Genomic DNA, 24,522 nt, shown 5'->3' with positions numbered 1-24,522 from the left:
ACCAATATGGTATGACAGGAGGCAAGGCGCATGACCAGATGGATACTTACAATAGTGTTGGCGGTGGCTTTGATAGTGGTAGGGCTGTGGGGATACAACCAGTATTTGCAGAATTTGGAGTATCGAAACTATATGGAAAACCTGTATCAAAAGTCGTTTTTCGAGCTGGTAGGGCAGATAGGTGATATAGAGACCAAGCTTTCAAAGTTGATGGTGAGCGGCGATCAGGGGCAGAGCATGATGCTACTTTCTGATGTGTGGAGGCAGGCCGATGCCGCCCAGGTAAATCTGGGACAGTTGCCTTTGGGACATCTATCGCTCATTAAGACCTCGAAGTTCATAAATCAGCTAGCAGATTACTGCTATTACCTGACCAAAAAGGTGGGACGGGATCAAACCATCTCGGTAGAGGAGATGAATAACCTCCAGAAATTACATAACAGCTGTGCGCGGTTGAACGATGAGCTTAAAGTACTGGTTGACAACATCAATTCGGGCGGGGTGAAATGGGGCGAAATAAGGCAGGCAAAGGTCAAGCAGGAGCTCAATGAAGATGCTGAGAACTTGATTGAGAGGCAGTTTATGAGAATAGAGAGGACTGGCATTGATTACCCCACACTGATATATGATGGCCCTTTCTCTGAAACGCTTCAGCAAAAAAGGGATATCCGCATCCAGGGGCAGGCTATTGACCAGAAAAAGGCCGAGGAGATTGCTGCCGACTTTGTTGGGAGGGACAGGGTAGCTGAGATAAATAACGGCCCTCAGACTACGGCTGATATAGAGACTTGGGGAGTGTATATAAAACCAAAAAACGGCAATGGGACCATCTTCCTCTCTGTCAGCAAGAGAGGCGGTAAGGTGGTAAATATGATTTCAGATGGGGAGATTAAGTCCGCCAGGATCTCCGTGGAGGAGGCGCGGCGTTCGGCTGAAAGGTTTTTATCCCAAAAAGGATACAGGTCGATGGTACCCACTTACAGCCAGAAGTTTGATGGCACCCTGGTGATAAATTTTGCATATAAGCAGGGCGATGTCATAGTATATCCCGATTTGATCAAGGTAAAGGTGTCACTGGAAGATGGAAGTATCGTGGGGTTTGATGCCCGCAACTACCTTATAGCCCATAAAGAGCGGGATATAAAACCTCCAAGGCTGTCGCTTGACGAAGCGCGAAAGCTGGTAAACCCCAACCTCAAGATAAAGTCCGAAGGGTTGGCCATCATTCCCACCGAGTCGGGCGGAGAGAAGCTGTGCTATGAGTTTAGGGGCGAATACGGAGGAGATAACTTCATAGTCTACATCGATGCAAACAATGGGAAAGAAGTTAATATATTGAAAATTATTGACACTGCCAATGGAACCCTGGCAATCTAGCCATATTTTTTGCAGCATAGTGTGCTGTAAGGCGGGGAAAACTATTATCAGCAAAGGACAATAAAACGTCTTTTGCTTGAGAAGGGGGTATTATTATGGCTAGAAGGCGCGGGATAATGTCTGACAGGCTTAAGGAAGAAATTGCTAAGGAGTTGGGCGTGTACGACATTGTAAAGAGCAGGGGTTGGGGAGACGTGACTTCTCGCGACTGCGGCAACATGGTGGCCAAGGCTATAGAAATGGCCGAGAGGAGCATAAGCCGAACCAAGTAGCCATATAGTACCAAAGGCTTAAGCGGAGGCTACCGCCTCCGCTTAAGCTTTTGGTTATACCATTTGTGTTTTGGCAATTTTTTGATAATCAAATGAGTTTTATGTCTCATCATATTTTAAAAGAAAATATCGATGAAACATTGAATAATAATTGTTTAAGGAGATCCGTCGAGGAAGCCCATCCCTTTAAGGGTGGGCTGAAAGGCGGTCCTGGCATTAAATAAATTGTAGGCTTATAATAATTGTGATATAATATAGCTATGTTATGAACGAAAAGCGATGGAAACGATCAACTACAACTGTACACAACGTCGACTACTATCTTATACGGTGCCCAAATACCGCCGCAAAGTTTTGGTAGGCAAAGTGGCGGATAGGCTGAAGGAGGAAAGCATATGCCTGAAAAGTTAAAGGTAGTCGTTCTGTTTGGAGGTCAATCAGGTGAACATGAGGTTTCGTTGATGTCGTGCACTTCGGTTGTAAAGAATATGGACCCTGACAAGTATGATATATATTTTATCGGTATTACCAAGTCTGGCAAATGGCTCCTGTTTGAGGGAGATGTGGAGGACATACAAAACGGGGTATGGGAAGCCAGTTCAAAGCCCATAGTGTTCCCTGCTGATCCTTCGTTCAAGGGATTTTTTCTTGTAGACAACCCGTCCCAGGTATACAAGGTAGACGTGGTTTTCCCCATAATGCATGGACCTCATGCCGAAGATGGGACTATACAGGGCCTGCTGGAGCTGGCCAATATCCCTTATGTGGGATGCGACGTGGTGGCCTCCTCTGTGGCCATGGATAAGGCTATGGCCAAAGCTGTTTTTGACAGCTTTGGCTTGCCACAGGGGAAGTATCTGGTGGTGTTAAGGCGGGAGTTTGAGCAAAGGCCACAGCACATAATAGATGCCATTGAATCGGCTTTAGGTTATCCGTGTTTTGTAAAGCCGTCCAATATGGGTTCCAGCGTGGGGATTACAAAAGCCCACAACAGGCAAGAGCTCATTGAAGGTTTGAAAGAGGCCGGAAGGTATGACAGAAAGCTGGTGGTTGAAGCTTTTATCGATTGCAGGGAGATCGAGTGCGCCGTTTTGGGTAACAATGACCCTCAGGCCTCGGTGCTGGGAGAGATCATCCCGTGCAACGAATTCTATGATTATAATGCGAAGTATTTCGATGATGGGAAATCGCGTTTGATCATACCGGCCGACCTGCCGGAGGAGAAAGCCAATGAGATTCGCCAGCTGGCTATAAAGGCTTATAAAGCGCTGGATTGCAGCGGAATGGCCAGGGTGGACTTTTTCGTGGAAAAGGACACTCTGGAGGTGTATATAAACGAGGTCAACACCATACCGGGATTTACCAAGATAAGCATGTATCCCAAGCTGTGGGAAGCGACAGGTGTGCCGTATTCCAAGCTTATAGATCGGCTAATCGAGCTTGCGCTGGACAGGTTCAAGGAAAAACATCCCGAGTGAGAGGAGCTTGCGCAGTGGATCATAGGCCTATTGGCGTTTTCGATTCGGGGTTGGGTGGACTGACGGTAGTGAAGGAATTGATGGCTCAGCTGCCCAACGAGAACATCGTCTATTTTGGCGATACGGCGCGCCTTCCGTATGGTACCCGTTCTAAGGAAACTATTATCAAATACTCCATGCAGTGCATACGGTTTCTTCTTACCCAGAACATAAAGGCTGTGGTAATCGCTTGTAATACGGCCAGTTCGATGGCCCTGGATGCCGTAAAGGAGGTTTTCGATATCCCCATAATAGGAGTTGTGGAACCCGGCGCGGCTGCCGCGGTGAGGGCCACTCGCAATGGTAAGGTGGGCATAATTGGGACTGAGGCCACGGTACAGAGCGGTTCCTATTCCAGGACCATTGCCGGCATGAACGCCAATATACACACCTGTAGCGTGGCCTGTTCGTTGTTTGTGCCCATAGTAGAAGAGGGGTGGAGCGACACGCCCATAGCATATTTAACTGCCGAAAAATATCTTGCGCCTTTGAGGGAGTGGGGGGCAGATACCCTCATATTGGGTTGTACCCATTACCCTTTGCTTATCAATACCATTTCCAAAGTCATGGGCCCTGATGTGGCGTTGATTAACCCTGCGGTGGATACGGCTCAGGAGGTTAAACGGATTTTGGAGCAGCGGGGCATGCTCAATGAAAGCGATAAGGAGCCTCAATACCTGTATTACTTGAGCGATTTCAGCCAGCGATTCAAACAGATAGGAAGCCGTTTTTTGAATAGGGAGATAGAATATGCTGGCAAGGTGGACATTGAAAACTATTAGCGATTTTTTCAAATTAAAAAGGAGGTAGAGAGGTTATGAAGATAACTTGGTTTGGGCATGCCTGTTTCAGGCTGGTCTCGGATTCTGGGGTTGCCATAATCACCGACCCCTTTGATGAGACTGTGGGATACAGGCTCCCAGATGAGCAGGCCGATATTGTCACGGTAAGCCACCAACATTTTGACCATAACTATGTGCAGGGTGTGCCTGGGAACCCCGAGGTTATCAGCAAAATAGGAAATTTCTATGTAAAGGACATACCTATAAAGGGGATAAAGAGCTACCATGATGACCAGGGTGGCAGCAAAAGGGGCATCAACATCATATACGTATTCGATATAGATGGCATAAAGGTATGCCATTTGGGAGACCTAGGGCATGCCCTTGCTGATGAGCAGGTTGAGCAAATAGGCGATGTAGACGTGCTGCTCATACCCGTCGGGGGTACATATACTATCGATGCAGGGATGGCAGCCAACGTGGTTGCAGCCCTCAAGCCTTCCATAGTAATACCCATGCACTACAAGACCGACAGGATAGATTTTCCCATTGACGGCGTGGATAAGTTCTTGCAAGTCATGGGTGGTGGGACTCGTCTCAATGACCATACCTTTGAGGTTAAAAAGCAGGATTTAGGAGGAAAGAAAACCCGCATTGTGGTGCTTGATTACAAACCGTGATAAAAATCCTTGACAACGGGATTGAGTGGTGTATAAAATTGATGGTTGTAGAAATTTGCTGAAGCATGTTTCGGAGGGGGATAAGGTGGCTAAGTTTATATTCATCACCGGAGGGGTGGTGTCTTCTCTCGGGAAAGGTATAACTGCCGCATCTTTAGGAAGGTTGTTGAAAAGCAGGGGGTTGAAGGTTTCTATCCAAAAATTCGACCCCTATATTAATGTTGACCCGGGTACCATGAGCCCTTATCAGCACGGTGAGGTTTTTGTCACCGAAGACGGCGCCGAGACCGACCTGGACCTGGGACATTACGAGCGGTTCATTGACGAAAACTTAAGCAAAAATAACAACGTGACGGCCGGGAAGATATATTGGTCGGTTATTAGCAAGGAGCGTCGAGGGGATTACCTGGGAGGCACCGTTCAGGTTATTCCACACATAACCAACGAGATAAAGGACAGGATTTTTCGCGTGGCACAGGAATCGGATGTGGATGTGGTCATTACCGAAATTGGCGGTACGGTGGGCGATATCGAGAGCCTGCCTTTTTTGGAGGCCATCCGTCAGATCAAGTGGGAAGTAGGAGCTGACAACTGCATGTATATACATGTCACGCTGGTCCCATATCTGGGAAAGGCCGGCGAACTGAAGACCAAGCCGACCCAGCACAGCGTTAAGGAACTGCGCAGCATTGGTATTCAACCCGATGTGATCGTATGCCGTTCTGAAAAGCCGCTCAGTCGGGAGCTCAAAGAAAAGATAGGGCTGTTTTGCAACGTGGAAGCCAGGCAGGTGGTACAAAACCTGGATGCCGATAACTTGTACGAGGTACCCCTGCTACTCAAAAAAGAGGGATTGGATGACCTGGTGATTGAAAGGTTGAAGCTCAACTGTGGACAGGCTGATTTGGATGAATGGTGCGAGATGGTCAGGCGCATGAAGAATTTGAAAAACAAGGTTACCATCGGATTGGTAGGCAAATATGTTGAGCTTCATGATGCGTACCTTAGCGTGGTGGAAGCCCTTTCGCATGGAGGGCTTTATCATGATACTGAAGTGCAAATCAAATGGGTTCATTCCGAGCAGGTGGACCAAAGCAATGTGGATGCGTTGCTGTCGGATGTGGATGGGATATTGGTGCCGGGAGGCTTTGGAGATCGAGGGATAGAGGGCAAGATGTACGCCAGCAAGTACGCCAGGGAAAATAAAATCCCTTATTTCGGCATATGTCTGGGAATGCAGCTAGCTGTGGTAGAGTTTGCGCGAAATGTCGCAGGGCTTACCGGCGCTCACAGCACCGAATTTGATCCCCATACCCCCTATCCTGTGATACATCTCATGCCCGAGCAGGAAAAAGTGGATTCAAAAGGAGGAACCATGCGATTGGGGGTATACCCGTGTAAGACTTTGGAAAACACCCTCATCAGAAAAGCCTATGGGCAGGAAATTGTGGAGGAACGGCATCGTCACAGATATGAGTATAACAACAGCTTTAGAGATATCCTTTCTGCCCATGGACTCATTGTATCGGGTATTTCGCCGGATAACAGGTTGGTAGAGGCGGTGGAGTTGGTTGGCCATCCGTGGTTTGTAGGCGTGCAATATCATCCGGAATTCAAGTCTCGCCCCAACAGGCCTCATCCTCTGTTTAGAGATTTTGTGGGGGCTGCTGTGGAATACAAGGGGCGTAAGAACGGTAATATGCAGTGATTTTATATATTTTTTGTGTAACCCTACTAATTTTGAGTGGGGTTTTTTTGTGAATTTTTTTGTTGACGGCAGAAGGCTTTTAGAGTATGATATCTATAAACTGCTCATAATGCCATCTTGTGGGTACCCTTGGATGCCTTTCAAATCTACTTTCTCATTGAGGGAAGTTTATTTACATACAAAAGCTTATGAGTTTTTGTTCATTTTGTTTTTGCAAGTTTTCCATAATAAAACGGCGTTTTGGGTTGAAAAGCATGACAAGGGGTATATATTATATATAATGGTTTCATGTTGTGTGAAGTGCTGCTTTTTGTGATGTTTTGTTGATTATTTTATTTATTGAATTTAAGGCACACTGTATGAAAGACGGGAAGCTGGAAATAATATGGAAGAGAGAGTATTCCCGTCAGCATTTATCAGTACATTCCCTGTGTCGCTGATATTTCCGTGTATTTTAAGCGCGTAAACCATTTAATATCAAAACATGATAGAAAACACAGTGCATACAAAAGCTGTATACCTATTTGTGCATTCGCAGCAAAAATCCTAAATAGAAAGCGAGGAGAAAGGACTTTGGATTTGAGCAATTTTGATTTGAACAATTTAGAAAACAACAACATATTTGAACTCAGAGAATTTGGCAAGGAAATAGGGGTAAAGGGCGTTACCAGATATAGAAAGGCTGAGCTCATTGAACGCATAAAAGAGAGGCTCAGGAAGCTGGCGGAAGAGCAGCAGCGGGAATGGCTTGCCAAAAGACAGGAAGAGCAGCAGGATAAGCAACCTCAGGAACAGGAGGCTCAGCAGGTGATACAACAGGAAGAACAACAGGATCAAGCTGTGCAGGAAGAGCGGCAGGATGATCAGCAGGCTGGGCAGGAGGAGCGGGCTGCTCAGCTGGAGGGGGAAGCTGCCGAGCCCAAGCCTCTCAAAAGAGGGCGGCCCAGGAAAAGGAAAATGGAGGCTGCTGAGGAGAAAGAGACAGCTGGGGAAACTGCCCAACAGCTGCACCTGCTTGACCAGACAGAGCAGCAGATAGAAAGAGGCCTTGATGTGAAGCAGGAAGATTCAGAGCAGCGGCATTTGCGTGTAGTGAAACAGGAGGAAGAAGAAGTACGGGAACAAAGGGCCGAGCAGCGCCCTGAAAGGGAAGAATTGGCAGAAAAGCAGGTGGAATCCGAGGAAGAGCGTAAGGCTCAGGAAAATGAGCAGCCAGATCAAGCCAAGGAGCAGCATCAGCCCGAAGAGCACGACGATGAAGAGGATGCTGAAAAGGAGAGAGTTGCTGCAGCCCGCAAAAAAGAGGACCTGTTAGAGAGGATCATCTATGACAAAGAGGAGTATGAAAGGCAGGTTGCCTACGCGCGCAAATACTTTAATACATCCAATCCCGCTGTACCTATTCTGCTGAGTACAGGGGAATGCGGTGACGCCAAAGGCGTATTGGAAGTGCTGCCAGATGGTTACGGATTCTTGCGCGCTGAAAACTACATGCCCGGCAGCAAAGACGTATACGTTTCTCAGTCGCAGATACGCCGTTTTAATCTCAAGACCGGCGATTTGGTGGAAGGTAAAACCCGCCCTGCAAAGGAAGGAGAAAAATTCCAAGCCCTTCTGTATGTGACTGCAATCAACGGCGAAGACCCTGAAAAGGCTACTCAGAGAAAGCCGTTTGATGAGCTGACGCCCATATTCCCCAATGAGCGCATAACGCTGGAAAATCCAAAAAATCCCAAAGAGCTGGCTACGCGCTTGATAGACCTTATAGCCCCGATAGGCAAAGGGCAAAGAGGATTAATTGTGTCACCTCCAAAGGCAGGGAAAACCACGCTGCTCAAAAAGATTGCTGACAGCATTGCAACCAATTATCCTGATATCTACCTCATAGTGCTGCTCATCGACGAGCGTCCCGAAGAGGTTACCGATATGCAGCGCTCTATAAAAGGAGATGTGGTGTATTCCACCTTTGACGAGCTGCCCGAACACCATACAAAGGTGGCCGAGATGGTGTTGGAACGCGCTCAAAGGTTGGTAGAACACGGGAAGGACGTGGTGGTTCTGCTGGATAGCCTTACCCGCCTGGCCCGTGCTTATAACCTCACCGTTCCAGCAACCGGAAAGACGCTGTCAGGCGGTATTGACTCGGCGGCGCTTCACAAGCCCAAGAGGTTCTTTGGTGCAGCCCGTAATATTGAAGAGGGTGGTAGCCTGACCATCATTGCCACCGCTTTAATCGATACGGGAAGCCGTATGGATGAAGTGATATACGAGGAGTTTAAGGGCACGGGCAATATGGAGATTCATTTGGATAGAAAGCTATCTGAAAAGCGGATCTTCCCGGCCATTGATATTTTCCGGTCGGGTACACGAAGGGAAGAGCTGCTGCTCAGTCAGAGGGAGTTGGAATGCGTATGGGCCATACGAAAGAACTTGAGCGAAGGGCGGCCGGACAGGGTAATTGAGATTATAATCAACGACCTGTTGCGTACCAATTCGAACGAAGAGTTTATAGACTTGATGCTGGAGCACTTTGAAAAGATGGAGAAAGACGGCTATTTTGTCGAGCGCGACAGCTATTACAGCTATCGGTAAACATGGTACAGCGGGGTATGGGTAAACTATGGTAAGCATAAGTCCACGGTATAAAAGATATTTAAAGAGCATAGCATGGATAGTACTGGTACTTTTGCTGGTGCTCCTGCTGCTTATCAAGGTCATACCTTATGTGGCCCCATTTGTAGTAGCCCTGTTTATAACCTTTATTATCGAACGGCCGGTCAGCTTTTTAACGACTAAGCTCAAGTTGCCCCGGGGGACAGCGGTGGGCATAGTGCTCCTCTTTTTCACACTGATTACGGGTGGCATTGTGATACTCATCTTCTCGGAGCTGGTCAATGAGATATGGCGGTTAACCAGGGAGATTCCCAGCGCTCAAGTGGTTAGAGAGTATGTCGATACGCTGTTGGGCAGGGTGCAGAATTTATATTTGAGCTTGCCTGCTGAGCTTGAAAGGACGATCAGGGACAGCCTGGGGTCTGTTGTGGGGAGTATATCGGTATTCTTGCAAAGCCTGTTGAATTACCTGTTGGATATGGTAAAGTTTTTGCCTCAGCTGTTCCTCTTCATAGTAATATCGCTAGTGTCCTCTTTCTTCATGAGCAGGGACAGGGAGAAGATCTCGAGGTTTGTCTATAAGCAGATACCAGAGGGATGGAGAAACAAGGTCCGCACGGTAAAAGAGGACCTTTTCGCTGCACTGATGGGCTTTATTAAGGCGCAGTCCATCCTCATTTCGGTTACCTTTATCGAGCTGCTCATAGGATACAGCTTGATAGGCGTAAAATACGTCTTTTCGTTGGCTCTCATAACGGCAGTGGTGGACGCCTTGCCGGTATTGGGCACTGGGACCATCTTAATTCCTGCTGCAGCCATTAACCTGATTATGGGCAATGTTCCAAAGGCGCTTGCCTTTATAGCGCTTTATATCGTCATATTGATAGTTCGCCAGTTTTTAGAGCCCAAGGTGGTGGGACAAAGCCTGGGCTTGCATCCGCTTGTCACCCTTATATCGATATATGTGGGGCTGCAGCTTTTTGGAATCATTGGACTGTTTTTGGGCCCCATTATTGTGGCTATTATAAAAGCGCTTCAAAAAGCCAGGATTTTGCCTCAGTGGAAGGCATAAGGGCCTGAATTCGACGGTTTTAAGCTTAGCTTTACTGTTGCAAAGCCAGATATGCATGAAAGAGGTAGTTGAAAGCCGAGTTATGGCTGAAAAATGTCTTGAAATTAATATTCTTGGTGTGCTATACTGTAATAGTTATAAAAGGGTTGTAATTATCAACGAAAGAGGTGACAGTGATGAAGAAAGGTATACATCCCGAGTATGGAGAGGCCATAGTGAGGTGTGCATGTGGCGAGACATTTGTTACCGGCTCTACCAAGAAGGAGATCAGGGTTGAGATATGCTCGAAGTGTCATCCTTTCTTTACCGGGAAACAAAAGCTGGTAGATACAGGAGGGCGTGTGGAAAGATTTAAGAAGAGGTATGGTCTGGACAGCGACCAGGTGTGAATTCCACAGAAGAGTGCAGATTGGGGTTGTACCCTGGTCTGCATTTTTGTTTGTTACGAGGGGTGTAGCCAATGAGAAAATGCGATATAGGGGGTCAAGCGGTGCTGGAAGGAGTGATGATGCGGGCTCCTTCTTGCGTGGCTATAGCCGTTAGGCGCTGTGACGGCGAGATCGTGGTGCACAGCCATCCGCTCTCTTCTTTAAAGGATAGGCATCGCATCTTTAAATTGCCGGTTATAAGGGGGATTATAACTTTTGCCGAAACGCTGGTTATAGGGGTAAAATCCCTTATGGCCTCTGCCGAGATGTACGGTGACCAAAGCGCTGTAGAAGAGTACCAGCCATCGAGGGTTGAGAGGTTTGTAGCCGATAAAACCGGCAAAAAGGTGGAAGACGTAATGGCGTGGTTTGCGCTGTTGCTGGCCATTGGGCTGGCAATAGTGCTGTTTGTGGTGGTTCCTGCTGTGCTGACGGGATTGCTCAGAGAATGGATAACCAATCGCTTTATACTGGGATTGATTGAGGGAATAATAAGGCTTGCTATATTCATCGGTTATATTGTACTGGTGACCAGGATCAAAGATATACAGCGGGTCTTCCAATATCACGGGGCAGAGCACAAGGCTATTCACTGCTATGAACACGGCGAGGAGCTGTCAGTAGAAAATGCCAGAAAGTACAGCACGCTGCATCCCAGGTGCGGTACGGCGTTTTTATTGGTGGTGATGGTGGTGGGCATCGTGGCGTTTTCGGCATTGAGCTGGGATAACCTGATAGTGCGCATCCTCATGAAGATATTGTTGTTACCTCTGGTGGCCGGCGTCTCATACGAGATAATAAAATGGGCGGGTAAAACCAGCTGGCCGGGTGTAAAATTCGTCATGTTCCCAGGGCTTATGCTGCAAAAACTGACCACCCGCGAGCCGGATGATGCCCAGCTGGAAGTTGCCATAAGGGCTTTTGTGGAGGCCGCGGGGTTGACTGGCAAGGGGGCTGAAGATGCAGCTGAAGGGGATGGAGGTATTAAGGAAGGGACAGAAGATTTTAGAGTGCTATAATGTCCCGGCATCCAGGCTGGAGGCAGAGATTCTGATGGCACATATACTAAAGTGCCAGAGACACGACCTGTATCTCATGAGGGACTGGAAGTTGGACGGCACTCAGACCCATGAGTTTTTTGACCTGATATACAGGAGATGCGAGGGCTGCCCCATTCAGTATATAACCAACAGGCAGGAGTTTATGGGGCTGGAATTTTATGTTGACCACAGGGTATTGATACCCCGTGCCGATACTGAGATACTAGTAGAGCATGTGATCAAATGGGGATCTCAAAAGGATGGGCCTGTCCAGATACTGGATGTGGGTACGGGAAGCGGCGCAATTGCCGTAAGCCTTGCGTTTTTTTTGCCCAATGCCCGTATAACTGCTGTTGATATTTCGGCCGAGGCATTGGATGTGGCAAGGCTTAATGCTTGCCGGCACGCCGTTCAGGATCGCATAACTTTTCTGGAGGGAGACCTCTTCGCGCCTTTGTATAATCATCCTGCTGTTCAGCCTTTCGACGTTGTTGTATCCAATCCGCCGTATATACCCACACAGGAGATCGAGGGTTTGGAGCCGCAGGTCAAGGATTATGAGCCGCGTATTGCCCTTGATGGGGGGTATGATGGTTTAAAGTTTTACGGCCGGTTGGCCAGGGAGGGGTTGGATTGGTTGAAGTCCGGGGGATTGTTGGCCGTTGAAGTGGGGTACGGCCAGTCCCGGGCCGTTAAAGCCATACTGGAAAGCACGGGCTGCTATCAAGATATTACAATCGAGAAAGATTTGGCGGGTATTGAGCGCGTTGTTTCAGCCACACGCTGCTGAGTTGATCATACGAGTAGGTTTTTAAGCTCAGCATTGCTATGATCCGATTGTCAAACTATCTTGTTTCATTTTTTAAACAAACTTGTGGCAAAAGGGGAAGATATATGCTGGATAAACTGGAGTTTATCGAAAGAAGGTATGAAGAATTGAGCAAGGCAATTGCCGATCCAGAAGTGATTGCCAGGCAAGACGAATGGAAAAAGCTGGTCAAAGAGCATGCCGACCTGGAGGATATTGTGGTCAAATACAGGGAATACAAGACCATAGAGCAGGACATAGCTGTGGCGCGCGAGATGTTAAAGGAAAAGCTGGATGAAGAGTCTTTGGACATGCTTCGAGATGAGCTAGATGCTCTTGAAGAAAGAAAAGAAAAGGTGCTCCATGAGCTTAGGCTCCTGCTTCTGCCTAAAGACCCCAATGACGAGAAAAACGTCGTTATGGAGATACGGGCCGGGGCAGGAGGAGAGGAAGCAGCCCTTTTTGGCGCTGACCTCTTCAGGATGTACAGCAGGTATGCCGAGCGTAAGGGCTGGAGGATAGAGGTCATGAGCGCCAACTATACCGACATGGGTGGCGTGAAGGAGATCATATTTGTAGTAGAAGGGAAAGGCGCTTATAGCCGGCTAAAATACGAGAGCGGAGTCCACCGGGTGCAGAGAATCCCCACCACCGAATCAGGTGGCAGGATCCACACCTCCACCGCTACCGTGGCTGTGCTTCCAGAACCTGAAGACATTGAGGTGGAGATAAATCCTGACGATTTAAGGATCGACGTCTTCAGGTCGTCGGGGCATGGGGGCCAAAGCGTCAATACCACTGATTCGGCCGTGCGCATAACCCATCTTCCCACAGGTATAGTGGTTACCTGCCAGGATGAGAGGTCGCAGCAGAAGAACAAGGAAAAGGCCATGAGGGTTTTAAAGGCCCGTGTACTTGATGCCATTCAGAGGGAACGGGAGCAGGAATATGCTCAGGCCAGAAAGAGCCAGGTGGGTACGGGCGATAGAAGCGAAAGAATACGGACCTATAACTTTCCGCAGGGCCGCGTGACAGATCATAGGATTGGGATGACCATCTACAACCTGGAAGGTTTTCTAGATGGAGACCTGGACGAAATCATAAATGAGCTTATAATAAACGATCAGACCGAAAGGCTTAAGAATACCCAAGCATCCCAGTGAATACAATTTTTATAAAAGCTCTATGTTTGGGGATGGTTTGGGTTGGATGAGCTGCTGTTTAGCTGTGTCATGGGTACGGCAGCCGGAATTTTGGGCACTGGTTTAGGAGGTATCATCGGATTTGTTTTAAACAATCCAGGCAGGCGATTTTTGAGCACCTTATTGAATTTTTCTGCCGGGCTCATGATAGCGGTGGTGTGTTTTGACCTTCTACCTGAAGCTTTTGAAATAGGAGGGTTTGGCGTAAGTATAGGGGGCGTGTGCCTGGGAGTGGTCATGATTATAGCCTGCGATGAGGCCATAACCTCCTGGAGGAGCGATTTTAAAAGGAATGCCGCTTCCATAAGCCAGTATATAAAGACCGGCATCTTGCTGGGGATAGGCATTGCGCTTCACAATTTCCCCGAGGGTTTGGCTATAGGGTCGGGGTTCACGGCTATGGAGTCGTACGGTGTGGGATTGAGCCTTGTCATCGCCTTTCACGATGTGCCGGAGGGCATTGCCATGGCTGCGCCTATGCGAATAGGCGGTATGGGCAGGTGGAAGGTCTTTTTAGCTGCCGTTATAGCCGGCGTTCCGACAGGCATTGGTGCGTTGGTGGGATATTTGCTGGGCGAGATATCGCCTTATTTTATAAGCCTGTGCCTGGGGTTTGCCGGCGGGGCGATGCTATACATAACGTGTTTGGAGCTCATACCCAGGTCCAGGGACCTGTACAGGGGCAGAATTCCTGGGCTGGGCCTTATAATGGGAGTGATAACGGGGATTTTGGTTTCTTCTTTGCTTTAATATAAACATATCTTCTGACTTAATGTAAAGTAAAGTATATTATATTGTGAATGAATATCAAGTTACGCGTCTATCCGAAAGGAGAAAGGTACAATTGAGGACCAGGGTACTAAAGATAAATGATGTGGAAAGCGATTGTAGTGCTATACTGGAAGCTGCCAGGCTGATACAGGGTGGGGAAGTAGTGGCATTTCCCACTGAGACGGTATACGGCCTGGGGGCCAATGCTTTGGATGCAACTGCGGTTCAGAAGATCTTTGAGGCAAAGGGGCGTCCGGGAGACAACCCTCTCATAGTGCACATTTCAAAACGCCAGGATGTGGACAGGTTGGTAAGGGAATTGCCTCCCGCAGCCAGCACCCTTATGGAGCGTTTCTGGCCAGGTCCTCTTACCCTGATTTTGAAGAAGTCCCATCTTATACCGGATACAGTGACGGCTGGTTTGGATACGGTGGCCATTAGGATGCCGCGACACCCGGTGGCTTTAAGGCTTATAGAATACAGCGGGGTGCCCATTGCGGCTCCGAGCGCCAACAGGTCGGGCCATACCAGTCCTACCACGGCGCAGCATGTTTTGGATGACCTCGACGGCAGGATTCCCCTTATACTGGATGGAGGGAAATGTCAGGTGGGCTTGGAGTCCACGGTTTTGGATATGACGGCCGAGGTCCCTACGATTTTGAGACCCGGAGGGATCACATATGAAATGCTGACGGAGGTATTGGGGCAGGTAAGGGTTGATGCCAGCGCTTTAAAACCGCTCAAGGAAGGACAACCGGTCAAATCTCCCGGAATGAAATATGCCCATTATGCGCCTCATGCCCAGGTGGTGGTGGTGCGGGGAGAGCTTGATCAAATGGTGGAGAGAATAAATGCCCTGGCAGAAGAATATATAAAACAGGGCATGAAGGTAGGAATACTTGCCACTCATGAGACAAAGGATTATTATAAAGAAGGGAAAGTGCTGGTATTGGGCAGTCGCACCCAGCCTGCTGTGATGGCTTCCAACCTGTTTTCGGCTTTGAGGCAGTTTGATGACCTGGGAGTGGACGTCGTCTTTGCTGAATGGATAGAGACAAAGGATGAAGGTTTGGCAATAATGAACCGCATGTTGAGGGCAGCTGCATTCCGCGTGATTGATGCGTAAAAACTAGCATTTGGTTTAGCATGTATGATATTATGGAGTAACTATATAATAGAACAATAGAGAACATATAAATTGATTGCGCATGTCAAGGAACGGATTTGGGGAAATATAGGAGAAAAAACGGTAGGCCAATGGATTTTTACGGCCAAGAGGGAGGTTTTATAGATTGAAAACGGTTCTGTTTGTGTGCACAGGCAATACCTGCCGAAGCCCCATGGCCGAGGCCTTGTTTAAAGACCTGGCAAAGAAAAATGGGCTGGACGATATAAAAGTCATGTCTGCGGGCCTAGCCGCTATCGAGGGGGACAGCGCCACGCCCCAGGCCATTGAAGTTATGGAGCGAAGAGGGGTAGACTTAAGCGATCACCGGGCCAGGAATGTGGATGCATCGCTTGTTGAAGAAGCTGACCTGATATTGACCATGACCGATCGACACAAATCGATATTGAGCAGCATGTATCCAGAAGCCGCATCCAAGATACATGTGCTTAAGGAATACGTCGAAGGCGGGTCGGTTAAAGGGGAATTGGCGCAGATACTTGATCCTTTTGGCCAGCCGGTGGAGGTTTATGAAAGCTGTGCTCGCGAGCTGGAGGAAGCCCTCACAAAGCTGATAGAAAAGCTGAAAGCCTAATATTTTTTATTGCAATTGCCAGATGGGTTAGGTTATAATATTAAAGAATGTTTTTGGGGGTATTACAGCGCCATGAAAGCACAGGATGAGGGTAAAAATCTCAAGAAAATTGTCGGTTTGGCAGCGGCTGATTTGGTAAAGGATGGTATGACGGTTGGGATTGGGACAGGCAGTACTGCTGCGTTTTTTATTGAGGAGCTGGGCCAAAGGGTTAGACAGGGCTTGTCCATTCGCGGCGTGCCAACTTCCTATCAAGCTAAGCTCATGTGTTATCAGCACGGGATACCATTGCTTGATCCTTCGTTGGTGGACAGGCTGGATATCGCCATTGATGGTGCCGATGAGATCGATTACAGCTTGAACGCAATAAAAGGTGGCGGCGCTGCCAATACAATGGAGAAGGTCATAGCCACCATGGCCGATGAGTTCGTAATCATAGTGGATCATTCCAAGCTGGTGGAAAAGCTGGCTGTATCTTTTCCGGTGCCGGTGGAAGTTATTCCGGCAGCTCTTGGTTTGGTGATGCGAAAGGTTAGAGAAATCGGCGCCAGACCTGAGCTCAGAATGGCGGTCAGAAAAGCTGGGCCGGTGGTGACCGATAATGGCAATTTCATCGTGGACCTGTATTTTGACGAAGCACCTGATGTATACCGGTTAAATCGTGTGCTGAAATCGATACCAGGAGTGGTGGAGACCGGCCTGTTTTTAGGAATGGCCCATAAAGCCTTGGTTGCATGGGAGGATGGAGTGGAAGTAATGCTGGCAAGTCAAAAGGACTGAATGCCATACCGGTAACCACGTAAAGCTTAACAACAAAAGGAGAGGTAAAATGGGTAGAGTACACGTTTTAGACCATCCGTTGATTCAGCATAAGCTGTCCCTCGTCAGGGATAAAGAGACGGGGGCTAAGGAGTTCAGAGAGCTGGTGGAAGAGATATCTCTGCTTATGGCCTATGAGGTCACCCGTGACCTGCCGCTCAAAGAGGTAGAGATAGAGACTCCGGTGGGCAAGGCCAGAACCAAGGTCATATTCGGCAAGAAGCTAGGGATTATACCCATTTTAAGGGCAGGGCTTGGAATGGTGGACGGCATGCTCAAGCTCATACCGGCTGCCAAGGTAGGACATATCGGTCTGTATCGCGACCCCGAGACGCTGGAGCCGGTAGGATATTACTGCAAGCTGCCCCCAGATGTAGAAGAGAGGGAGCTCATTGTAATCGATCCCATGTTGGCTACTGGGGGCTCAGCATCTGCGGCTTTGAATTTCATAAAACAAAAGGGTGCCAGAAGCATAAAGTTCGTTTGTTTAATAGCCGCTCCCGAGGGTATTGAACGCCTTCGGCGGGATCATGAGGATGTAGATATATTTGTAGCGGCCATAGATAAATGCCTCAACGAACACGGGTATATAGTACCCGGCTTGGGGGATGCCGGAGACAGGCTGTTTGGAACGAAATAAGAATTAGAGGTCCTGCTGTTTGCACCGAGAAACATAATGGTGGGTTAAGAGAGGTGATGCCGGTTATGGGTATAGATGCCATAAAGGAGATTAGGCAGGCAGAGCAGCAGGCTGAAGAGATAAAGAAGCAGGCAATGGAAAAGGCAAGGGAGATATTGAGGAGGGCCGAGGAAGAGGGTAACAGATTTCTGGTAGAGGTGACTCAGCAAGCGCAGCAAGAGAGGCAGCAGTTTATGCGTCAGGCTGAAGAGGAAGCCAGGAAGGAGATAGAGGCTTTAAACCAGAAAGCGGAGGAAGAGTGCCAAAAGATACGTCAAATGGCCCAGGCCAAGCTGGATAAAGCCATTTCCTTGATTATGGGAAAGGTCGTGAATATGCATGGCCATAGTTGAAATGAAAAAACTGCTCCTCGTTGGCTTGCAGGCTGACAAGGATAGGATACTTAATGCCATTCAGCTCATGGGCAATGTAGAAATCGATAATATCGAGCTTGAAGAGTATGCTGAAGAGGGGCAGGATGGCGAGACCCAGCTTTTAGAAAGATATGACGGTCAGGGGATTGTGGAGCGCATCGAATCCCAGCTATCAGAAATAAAATTTGCGCTGGATTTTATTGGTCGCTATAATAATTTGAAGCGTTCGGCATTTGCGCCCAAACCCGCTGTCAGTCTTGAGGAGCTCAACAAGGTGCGCAAAAATGCTGATTCCATATTGCAGGTTGCAGCCACCTGCCGTAAGCTGGAACAGCGCCTTACAGAGCTGTCGTCTCGTGAGACCCGCATGCTCAGCACAAAACAACAGCTGTTGCCTTGGAAGGAATTGAACGTCCCTCTGGAGCAGATAGGCAATACCTTGGCGACCCATACGATGATAGGTACGGTAGAAAAAGGGGTTGCAGCCCAGTTTGAGGAGAGGATGGTACAGGAGCTGGGTGCAAGGGAGTTTTACATACAGAGAGTCGGAGAGGACAAAGAGCAGGTCAACTACTTTTTGGCATATCACAGGGATTTGGCAGAAGAGGTGGATGTGCGGCTGAAGGAGCTGGGGTTCAACCGCGTAAGCTTCAGCAATATGGAAGGCACTCCTGCAGAAATTATAAAGCAATGTGACCATGAGCTGCGTGCCATTGATGCCGAAAGGCAAAAGATAGAGGAGCAGGCAAGGGCGCTGGCGGTACGGGTCAAGGAGCTGGAAATCCTTTACGATGCTCTGTCGATACAGAGGGATAAGGAAGAGGAAGGGTTAAAGCTTCTGCAAACCGGCCAGGCTTTTGTGCTTAAAGGGTGGGTTCCCAGCCGTTATGCCGAAGACTTTGTATCTAAAATGCACGGTATTACCTCTGCGGTTTACATTCGGCTGGAGGACCCGGAGCCTGATGAGCTTTTTCCGGTGGCGTATGATAATCCGCCTTTGGTACAGCCTTTTGAGCTGGTTACCGAGCTTTACAGCACGCCCCATCCCCGCAGCATAGACCCCAATCCCTTTGTGGCGCCGTTCTTCTTCGTATTTTTCGGCATAATGATGGGAGATGCGGGGTATGGCATCGTCATCGCATCTATAGCTTATTTGGCCATGCGTAAGCTAAAGCTTAAGGGAATGGGTAAAAAGCTGGGTATGCTGGTGTTTTTGGGCGGGATATCCACTTTTCTGTGGGGTGCTGTGTTTGGAGGATGGTTTGGCAATGCGGGCCAGCTTTTAGGGCTGCCCCCCTTATGGTTTGAACCGGCTGCTCAGCCAATAAAGATGCTCATATTTTGTTTTGCTTTAGGCCTCATTCAGATTTTCGTAGGCATGGGCATCAAGGCTTACATGAGCATACGCCAGGGCAAGGTGTGGGATGCCATGTTTGACCAGGGGTTTTGGTATATTACCTTAATAGGCCTGGTGCTTATGGCGACATATTCGAAAGTGGTAGGGCAGTACATGGCGCTGGCCGGGGCAATCGGGCTTGTGCTCACTCAAGGCAGACATCAAAAGAGCATCATAAAGAGATTGCTGTCTGGCATATTGAGCCTGTACAATATTACCGGTTATTTCAGCGATATGCTTTCATATTCCAGGCTCTTTGCCTTAGGGTTGGCCGGTGGCGTCATCGGCACGGTCATAAATCAGCTGGGGCTTATGGCAGCAAAGTCGTGGATCGGCTGGATAATTGCCATAGTTATTTTGGCAGCAGGGCATTCATTCAACATACTCATCAACATACTGGGTGCATATGTTCACTCCAGCAGGTTGCAGTATATAGAGTTTTTTGGCAGGTTTTTTGAGGCTGGAGGCCATGCCTTTAAGCCTTTACGCATAAAGACAAAATTTATTGATGTATACAAGGAAGAGGAGGCTGTTTGATATGGAATTAGGACAGATTTTTGCAGTATTGGGAACTGCGGCGTCAACTACTGAGACAGGTTTGAGCTTGGGACAGATATACGCTATTTTGGGAGCTGCTACAGCAGTGGTGCTGGCAGGACTCGGTTCGGTATTCGGTGTGGCCATTGCTGGTCAGAGTGCGGCAGGCGTGGTAACCGAAGATCCTGATAAGTTTGGTCAGGTACTGCTGCTTCAGGCTTTGCCCGGTACTCAGGGGATTTACGGCCTACTCATAGGTTTTATCATCATGAATAAGCTGAACATCTTTGGTGGTATGATAGATGTTTCCCCCGAGACTGGGCTGTTGCTCTTTGTGAGCGCTTTGCCCATTGCCATAGTGGGGCTTATATCGGCCATATACCAGGGGAGAACCTCTGCGGCTGCCATTGGGATAATTGCAAAGCGGCCTGAAGAGCTTGGTAAGGCCATCACATTCCCGGTAGTGGTGGAAACCTATGCTGTGCTGGCTCTGCTGGCTTCCTTCCTCATGGTGAACGGTATCCCAGTGTAGGAGTGGGCGCTATGAATGGGTTTGACAAGATCAAACAGCGTATTCTGGAAGATGCTCAGCAGGAAGCCGAACGCATAATCCAGTCGGCTGAGGAAAAAGCAAGGGAGATTAAAGAGGCCAAGGCCAATGAGGTCGGCAAGCTTAAAAAGCGCTTGACCGAGCAAAACATGGAGGCGGCCCGCGAGCATAAAAGAAGGATGCTGGTGTCAGCTCAGCTGGAGATGAAGAAAAAGGTGTTGGCCGCCAAGCGAGACATGATAGAAGCCGTATTTAGAGGGGTTATTGAGAGGATAAGCAGTATGGCCGATGACCAATACAGGGAGGTCATTGCTTCCATGCTTTTGAATGCCCCTCTTCAGGGAGATGAAGAGGTGGTATTCTCGGTTTACGACCAGTACCGCCTGGACCAGGGTTTCCTGGATTACGTCAATGAACAGCTAAAAAAACAAGGACGGAAGGGACAGTTGCGCCTGGCGCCCGATAGAGGGCAGTTTAAGGCCGGCTTTGTCCTTCGAGGACATGAAGTTGAGATAAACAGCTCGTTTGAGGCAATTGTGAGGGCATTGCGAATTGAAATGGAGCCTCAAGTGGCTGAAATGCTATTCGGTGAACTTGCTTAAATTTAACTTGTTAAGCTTATAAAAGGTTTTAGAGTAGCAGAGTACATAATTGACTTGTTGTTGGCTGTAGGAAGGATGATATGATGCCTCAACCCAGTTATGAATACGGGGTGGCCAGAGTCAGGGTTTTGGAGACCAGGCTGCTTACTCGGGAGCGCATTGAGCGGATGGTGGATGCCGAATCTGCCGAGGAGGCACTCAAGGTGCTGTCGGAGACCAGCTATGCTCCTTTGGTTGCAGAGCTGAGTTCTCCCTATGAATATGATGAGCTCCTTTCGAAAGAGATGAAGAGAGTACGTGATTTCATCGATGAGATTTCGCCTGACCCAGCCATTACCGACCTGTTTTTCTTAAAATATGATTTTCATAATCTCAAGGTTTTATTGAAACACAAGTATTTAAGCGGCCAGGATGATGAGTTGCCCTTGGCTCAAATGGGCACTATTCCGGTGGAGGTTTTAAGGAAGGCCGTGGAGGATCCGGACAGCGGCATACTTCCGCCGTTTATGGCTGATGTCGTAAAGGATATTGACGAGATTTGTGTGCTGAAGGTTGACCCACAAAGGATTGACACCATGCTGGACCGGGCCATGTATGACCATATATTTGAAGTGTGCCGTAGGAAAAGGAATTCGTTTGCTCTCCGTTATTTTCAAATGCAGGTTGACCTTTTAAACCTCCGTTCGCTTTTGCGGGCAAAGAGGCTGGGCCAGGGGTTTGACTTTTTGAAGGAAATGCTGATCCCGCACGGCAGCCTGAGCGTTTCTTTCTATAGCCGTGCCATTGAGCAGCCGTATGAGCAGTTGATCAAAGAGGTGGAATCCACTCCTTACGGGAAAGTTGTAGCTGAGGGCGTTCAGGACTTTTTGCGGACGGGTACTCTAACTGCTTTTGAAAGGCTGATGGACGACTATCTGCTGAATTACGTCAAGTCGGTGAGATATAATCCATTTGGAATAGAAGCCATTGTGGGGTATCTATTGGCCAAGGAAAACGAGATTAAGCTCATACGCATAATCATGGTGGGTAAGATAAACGATCTGCCTGCCGAAAAAATTCGTGAAAGGCTACGTGATGTGTATGTATAAGATGGGCGTAATTGGCGACAAGGACTCAGTACTGGGGTTTAAGGCTTTGGGCCTGTCGGTTTTTCCGGTTACACAGCCTGAACAGGCTGCTAGGCTTATTCACAGGCTGGCCAAAGAGAACTATGCGGTTTTGTTCATAACCGAACCGATAGCAAAGGACATCCAGGAGACCATCGATAGATACAGTGCTCAGCCTTTTCCTATTATTACCTTGATTCCCAATAATGCTGGGAGCATGGGGCTGGGAATGAAAGGGATCAAAGCCAGCGTGGAAAAGGCGGTAGGAGTCGACATTTTATTTGGAGAGCGAGGGTAGGTGAGCTATGCAGGGTAGGATAGTAAAGGTGTCGGGGCCGCTTGTCGTAGCCGAAGGAATGGCCGATGCCAAGATGTTCGACGTGGTGCGAGTAAGCGACAAGAGGCTCATTGGCGAGATAATAGAGCTACGGGGAGATAAGGCTTCGATTCAGGTATATGAGGAGACCTCGGGGCTAGGGCCGGGAGAGCCTGTGTACTCCACTGGCGAGCCTTTAAGCGTAGAGCTGGGGCCGGGGCTTATAGGCTCCATATTTGACGGTATACAGCGTCCCTTAACCCTCATACGTGAAAAGGTGGGGGACCGCATTGTAAGGGGTATTGAGGTTCCTTCATTGGATCGAGAGCGCAAGTGGGAATTTGTGCCCCGTGTCAAGCCAGGGGACCAGGTTGAACCCGGTGACATAATAGGGGTGGTCCAGGAGACCTCCATAGTGGAGCACCGCATTATGGTGCCCCAGGGTATAGAAGGTGTCATAGAGTGGATCCACCAGGGGCTGGCTACAATTGTAGAGCCCGTCGCCAAGGTCAAAACAGCTGATGGGGCTACTGTGGATATTACCATGATGCAAAAGACCCCTGTTCGCATCGGGAGAAAGTACAAGGAAAAACTCCCGCCCACTCTTCCCCTGATAACGGGCCAGCGGGTTATCGATACCTTCTTCCCAGTGGCCAAGGGAGGGGTGGCTGCCGTACCCGGGCCGTTTGGCAGCGGTAAAACGGTGGTACAGCACCAGCTGGCAAAGTGGGCCGATGCCGACATCATAGTGTATGTGGGCTGCGGCGAGCGGGGTAACGAGATGACCGATGTTCTCATGGAGTTCCCTCAGCTGAGAGACCCCAAGACCGGTGAACCGCTTATGAAGCGGACGGTGCTCATCGCTAATACTTCTGATATGCCTGTGGCGGCCCGTGAGGCGTCCATATACACTGGTATCACCATTGCGGAATATTTCAGGGATATGGGCTACAACGTCGCTATCATGGCCGACTCCACCTCAAGGTGGGCCGAAGCCCTTCGCGAGATGTCGGGCCGTTTGGAGGAGATGCCTGGTGAGGAGGGCTATCCGGCTTACTTGAGCTCCAGGCTTGCGGAATTCTACGAGCGGGCTGGCCGCGTCATATGTTTAGGGAAAGACGGCCGAGAAGGCACTATAACCGCTATTGGTGCCGTTTCACCGCCCGGCGGTGACTTCTCGGAACCTGTAACCCAGGCCACATTGCGCATAGTTAAAGTCTTCTGGGCTTTGGATTCGCAGCTTGCATACCGCAGGCACTTCCCTGCCATAAACTGGCTAACCAGCTATTCGCTGTATCTTGATCGGTTGAACGAGTGGTACAACAAGGAAGTATCGGAGGAGTGGCTTAAGCTTAGGCAGGAGGCCATGGCCCTTTTGCAGGAGGAGGCACAGCTTGAGGAGATAGTCAGGCTGGTGGGAGTAGATGCCTTGTCGGTGAGGGATAGGCTGGTGCTGGAGGCTGCTAAGTCCATCAGGGAAGATTACCTGCACCAAAACGCTTTCCACGACGTGGATACCTATACTTCTACTTCTCTTGCCAAGCAGTACAAGATGCTGAAGCTGATAATCGAGTTTTATCATCTGGGACAAAAAGCTCTGGATGCAGGGGCGGAGTTCAGCCAGGTGGTCAACCTTCCGGTAAGAGAGCGCATAGGGCGGGCCAAATACATTCCCGAGGGCCAGCTGGAGCAGCTGGATGAGATCCTAAAAGAGTTAAGGGAACAGATGTCGTCTTTGATGTCAGAGGGAGGTAACAACAGTTAAAAACAACAATACAAAATAATATAATTTTAATTGGATAATTATCGATGTTATTGAATATGTAAAAACTTAAAGAAACATATAACATCAGTAGAAGTACATTAATAAATCAAGAAAAGAAAGGGCTAATAGCCCCAATCAGGACACCAAAGGGAAGAAACAAGTGGGGTGAATGAAAACAGGAGTGGTAAAAAACATGATAACAATACAGGCCAAGCTTACTTTCCCAAGCAAGGAAGATGAGCAAATAGTGCTAGATTTAATGAGAAGATGGTCATCCTGCATGAGATATGCATATAACAGGCTTTTAGAAGGCTCGAGCAGAAACACACTAAAAAGAGAACTACAGGG

Annotated in this window: 24 protein-coding genes and 3 pseudogenes; all 27 read left to right on the top strand. The window is 48.6% G+C overall.

Annotated features, from left to right (window positions below; translation table 11 throughout):
* Positions 1–30 precede the first annotated feature (30 nt).
* Positions 31–1,377 (top strand): germination protein YpeB, encoded by a 1,347-nt coding sequence (ypeB, locus tag BM241_RS06585; protein ID WP_092282333.1) that lies wholly within the window; start codon positions 31–33, stop codon positions 1,375–1,377.
* Positions 1,378–1,472: 95 nt separating this feature from the next.
* Positions 1,473–1,649, top strand: a complete 177-nt coding sequence (locus BM241_RS06580; protein ID WP_084054717.1) for an alpha/beta-type small acid-soluble spore protein — start codon at positions 1,473–1,475, stop codon at positions 1,647–1,649.
* 265 nt (positions 1,650–1,914) lie between these two features.
* Positions 1,915–2,036: pseudogene (locus tag BM241_RS13290) on the top strand (IS200/IS605 family transposase); the annotation flags it as partial.
* An 8-nt stretch (positions 2,037–2,044) separates the two neighbouring features.
* A complete protein-coding gene (locus BM241_RS06575) occupies positions 2,045–3,127 on the top strand; it encodes a D-alanine--D-alanine ligase family protein (RefSeq protein ID WP_025748193.1) in 1,083 nt (360 codons plus the stop codon).
* Between the two features lie 14 nt (positions 3,128–3,141).
* Positions 3,142–3,948, top strand: a complete 807-nt coding sequence (gene murI, locus BM241_RS06570) for a glutamate racemase (protein WP_025748192.1) — start codon at positions 3,142–3,144, stop codon at positions 3,946–3,948.
* Positions 3,949–3,983: 35 nt separating this feature from the next.
* The gene (locus tag BM241_RS06565; RefSeq protein WP_092282332.1) at positions 3,984–4,628 is read left to right on the top strand and encodes an MBL fold metallo-hydrolase; all 645 of its coding nucleotides are present in this window, start codon (positions 3,984–3,986) and stop codon (positions 4,626–4,628) included.
* An 85-nt stretch (positions 4,629–4,713) separates the two neighbouring features.
* On the top strand, positions 4,714–6,336 hold the full coding sequence (locus BM241_RS06560) for a CTP synthase (RefSeq protein WP_025748190.1): 1,623 nt from the start codon (positions 4,714–4,716) through the stop codon (positions 6,334–6,336).
* A 573-nt stretch (positions 6,337–6,909) separates the two neighbouring features.
* Positions 6,910–8,928, top strand: coding sequence for a transcription termination factor Rho (gene rho / locus BM241_RS06550; RefSeq protein WP_242948292.1), 2,019 nt, complete (start codon positions 6,910–6,912; stop codon positions 8,926–8,928).
* A gap of 28 nt (positions 8,929–8,956) precedes the next feature.
* Positions 8,957–10,021 carry a sporulation integral membrane protein YtvI gene (gene ytvI / locus BM241_RS06545; protein ID WP_025748188.1) on the top strand — a complete coding sequence of 355 codons (1,065 nt, stop codon included), beginning with the start codon at positions 8,957–8,959 and terminating at the stop codon, positions 10,019–10,021.
* A 176-nt stretch (positions 10,022–10,197) separates the two neighbouring features.
* Complete coding sequence (gene rpmE, locus BM241_RS06540; protein WP_025748187.1) at positions 10,198–10,410, top strand: 50S ribosomal protein L31; 213 nt, start codon at positions 10,198–10,200, stop codon at positions 10,408–10,410.
* 71 nt (positions 10,411–10,481) lie between these two features.
* Positions 10,482–11,468 (top strand): DUF1385 domain-containing protein, encoded by a 987-nt coding sequence (locus tag BM241_RS06535; protein ID WP_025748186.1) that lies wholly within the window; start codon positions 10,482–10,484, stop codon positions 11,466–11,468.
* Entirely contained in the window at positions 11,410–12,279 is an 870-nt protein-coding gene (prmC, locus tag BM241_RS06530) for a peptide chain release factor N(5)-glutamine methyltransferase (RefSeq protein WP_025748185.1), read from the top strand. The genes BM241_RS06535 and prmC overlap by 59 nt, the downstream gene beginning before the upstream one ends.
* Positions 12,280–12,383: 104 nt before the next feature.
* Entirely contained in the window at positions 12,384–13,460 is a 1,077-nt protein-coding gene (prfA, locus tag BM241_RS06525; RefSeq protein ID WP_025748184.1) for a peptide chain release factor 1, read from the top strand.
* A gap of 42 nt (positions 13,461–13,502) precedes the next feature.
* Positions 13,503–14,249 (top strand): ZIP family metal transporter, encoded by a 747-nt coding sequence (locus tag BM241_RS06520; protein WP_242948290.1) that lies wholly within the window; start codon positions 13,503–13,505, stop codon positions 14,247–14,249.
* A 94-nt stretch (positions 14,250–14,343) separates the two neighbouring features.
* Positions 14,344–15,396, top strand: a complete 1,053-nt coding sequence (locus tag BM241_RS06515) for an L-threonylcarbamoyladenylate synthase (protein ID WP_092282330.1) — start codon at positions 14,344–14,346, stop codon at positions 15,394–15,396.
* Positions 15,397–15,562: 166 nt separating this feature from the next.
* Positions 15,563–16,030 carry a low molecular weight protein arginine phosphatase gene (locus BM241_RS06510; RefSeq protein WP_025748181.1) on the top strand — a complete coding sequence of 156 codons (468 nt, stop codon included), beginning with the start codon at positions 15,563–15,565 and terminating at the stop codon, positions 16,028–16,030.
* 72 nt (positions 16,031–16,102) lie between these two features.
* Positions 16,103–16,810: a ribose-5-phosphate isomerase RpiA gene (gene rpiA, locus BM241_RS06505; protein WP_025748180.1), complete on the top strand. Its 708-nt coding sequence runs from the start codon at positions 16,103–16,105 to the stop codon at positions 16,808–16,810.
* Between the two features lie 49 nt (positions 16,811–16,859).
* Positions 16,860–17,489, top strand: a complete 630-nt coding sequence (gene upp / locus BM241_RS06500; protein WP_025748179.1) for a uracil phosphoribosyltransferase — start codon at positions 16,860–16,862, stop codon at positions 17,487–17,489.
* Positions 17,490–17,542: 53 nt separating this feature from the next.
* Positions 17,543–17,881, top strand: coding sequence for a V-type ATPase subunit subunit G family protein (locus tag BM241_RS06495; RefSeq protein ID WP_169729757.1), 339 nt, complete (start codon positions 17,543–17,545; stop codon positions 17,879–17,881).
* Positions 17,868–19,835, top strand: coding sequence for a V-type ATP synthase subunit I (locus tag BM241_RS06490; protein ID WP_025748177.1), 1,968 nt, complete (start codon positions 17,868–17,870; stop codon positions 19,833–19,835). Before BM241_RS06495 ends, BM241_RS06490 begins: the two co-directional genes overlap by 14 nt.
* A gap of 1 nt (position 19,836) precedes the next feature.
* Positions 19,837–20,367: a V-type ATP synthase subunit K gene (locus tag BM241_RS06485; protein WP_084054715.1), complete on the top strand. Its 531-nt coding sequence runs from the start codon at positions 19,837–19,839 to the stop codon at positions 20,365–20,367.
* An 11-nt stretch (positions 20,368–20,378) separates the two neighbouring features.
* The gene (locus tag BM241_RS06480; protein WP_092282329.1) at positions 20,379–20,987 is read left to right on the top strand and encodes a V-type ATP synthase subunit E; all 609 of its coding nucleotides are present in this window, start codon (positions 20,379–20,381) and stop codon (positions 20,985–20,987) included.
* Positions 20,988–21,070: 83 nt separating this feature from the next.
* A complete protein-coding gene (locus BM241_RS06475) occupies positions 21,071–22,075 on the top strand; it encodes a V-type ATP synthase subunit C (protein WP_177206114.1) in 1,005 nt (334 codons plus the stop codon).
* Positions 22,068–22,391: a V-type ATP synthase subunit F gene (locus BM241_RS06470; RefSeq protein WP_025748173.1), complete on the top strand. Its 324-nt coding sequence runs from the start codon at positions 22,068–22,070 to the stop codon at positions 22,389–22,391. Before BM241_RS06475 ends, BM241_RS06470 begins: the two co-directional genes overlap by 8 nt.
* 7 nt (positions 22,392–22,398) lie before the next feature.
* Positions 22,399–24,174: a V-type ATP synthase subunit A gene (locus tag BM241_RS06465; protein WP_092282327.1), complete on the top strand. Its 1,776-nt coding sequence runs from the start codon at positions 22,399–22,401 to the stop codon at positions 24,172–24,174.
* Between the two features lie 83 nt (positions 24,175–24,257).
* Positions 24,258–24,338: pseudogene (locus tag BM241_RS12760) on the top strand (IS607 family transposase); the annotation flags it as partial.
* Positions 24,339–24,367: 29 nt separating this feature from the next.
* Positions 24,368–24,522 (top strand): annotated as a pseudogene (locus BM241_RS13120) (IS200/IS605 family accessory protein TnpB-related protein); the annotation flags it as partial.

The organism is Caldicoprobacter faecalis, assembly GCF_900115765.1.
Lineage (GTDB): Bacteria > Bacillota > Clostridia > Caldicoprobacterales > Caldicoprobacteraceae > Caldicoprobacter > Caldicoprobacter oshimai.
The sequence above is the reverse complement of the archived record's forward strand: the minus strand, read 5'-3'. Positions and strand labels throughout refer to the sequence as shown.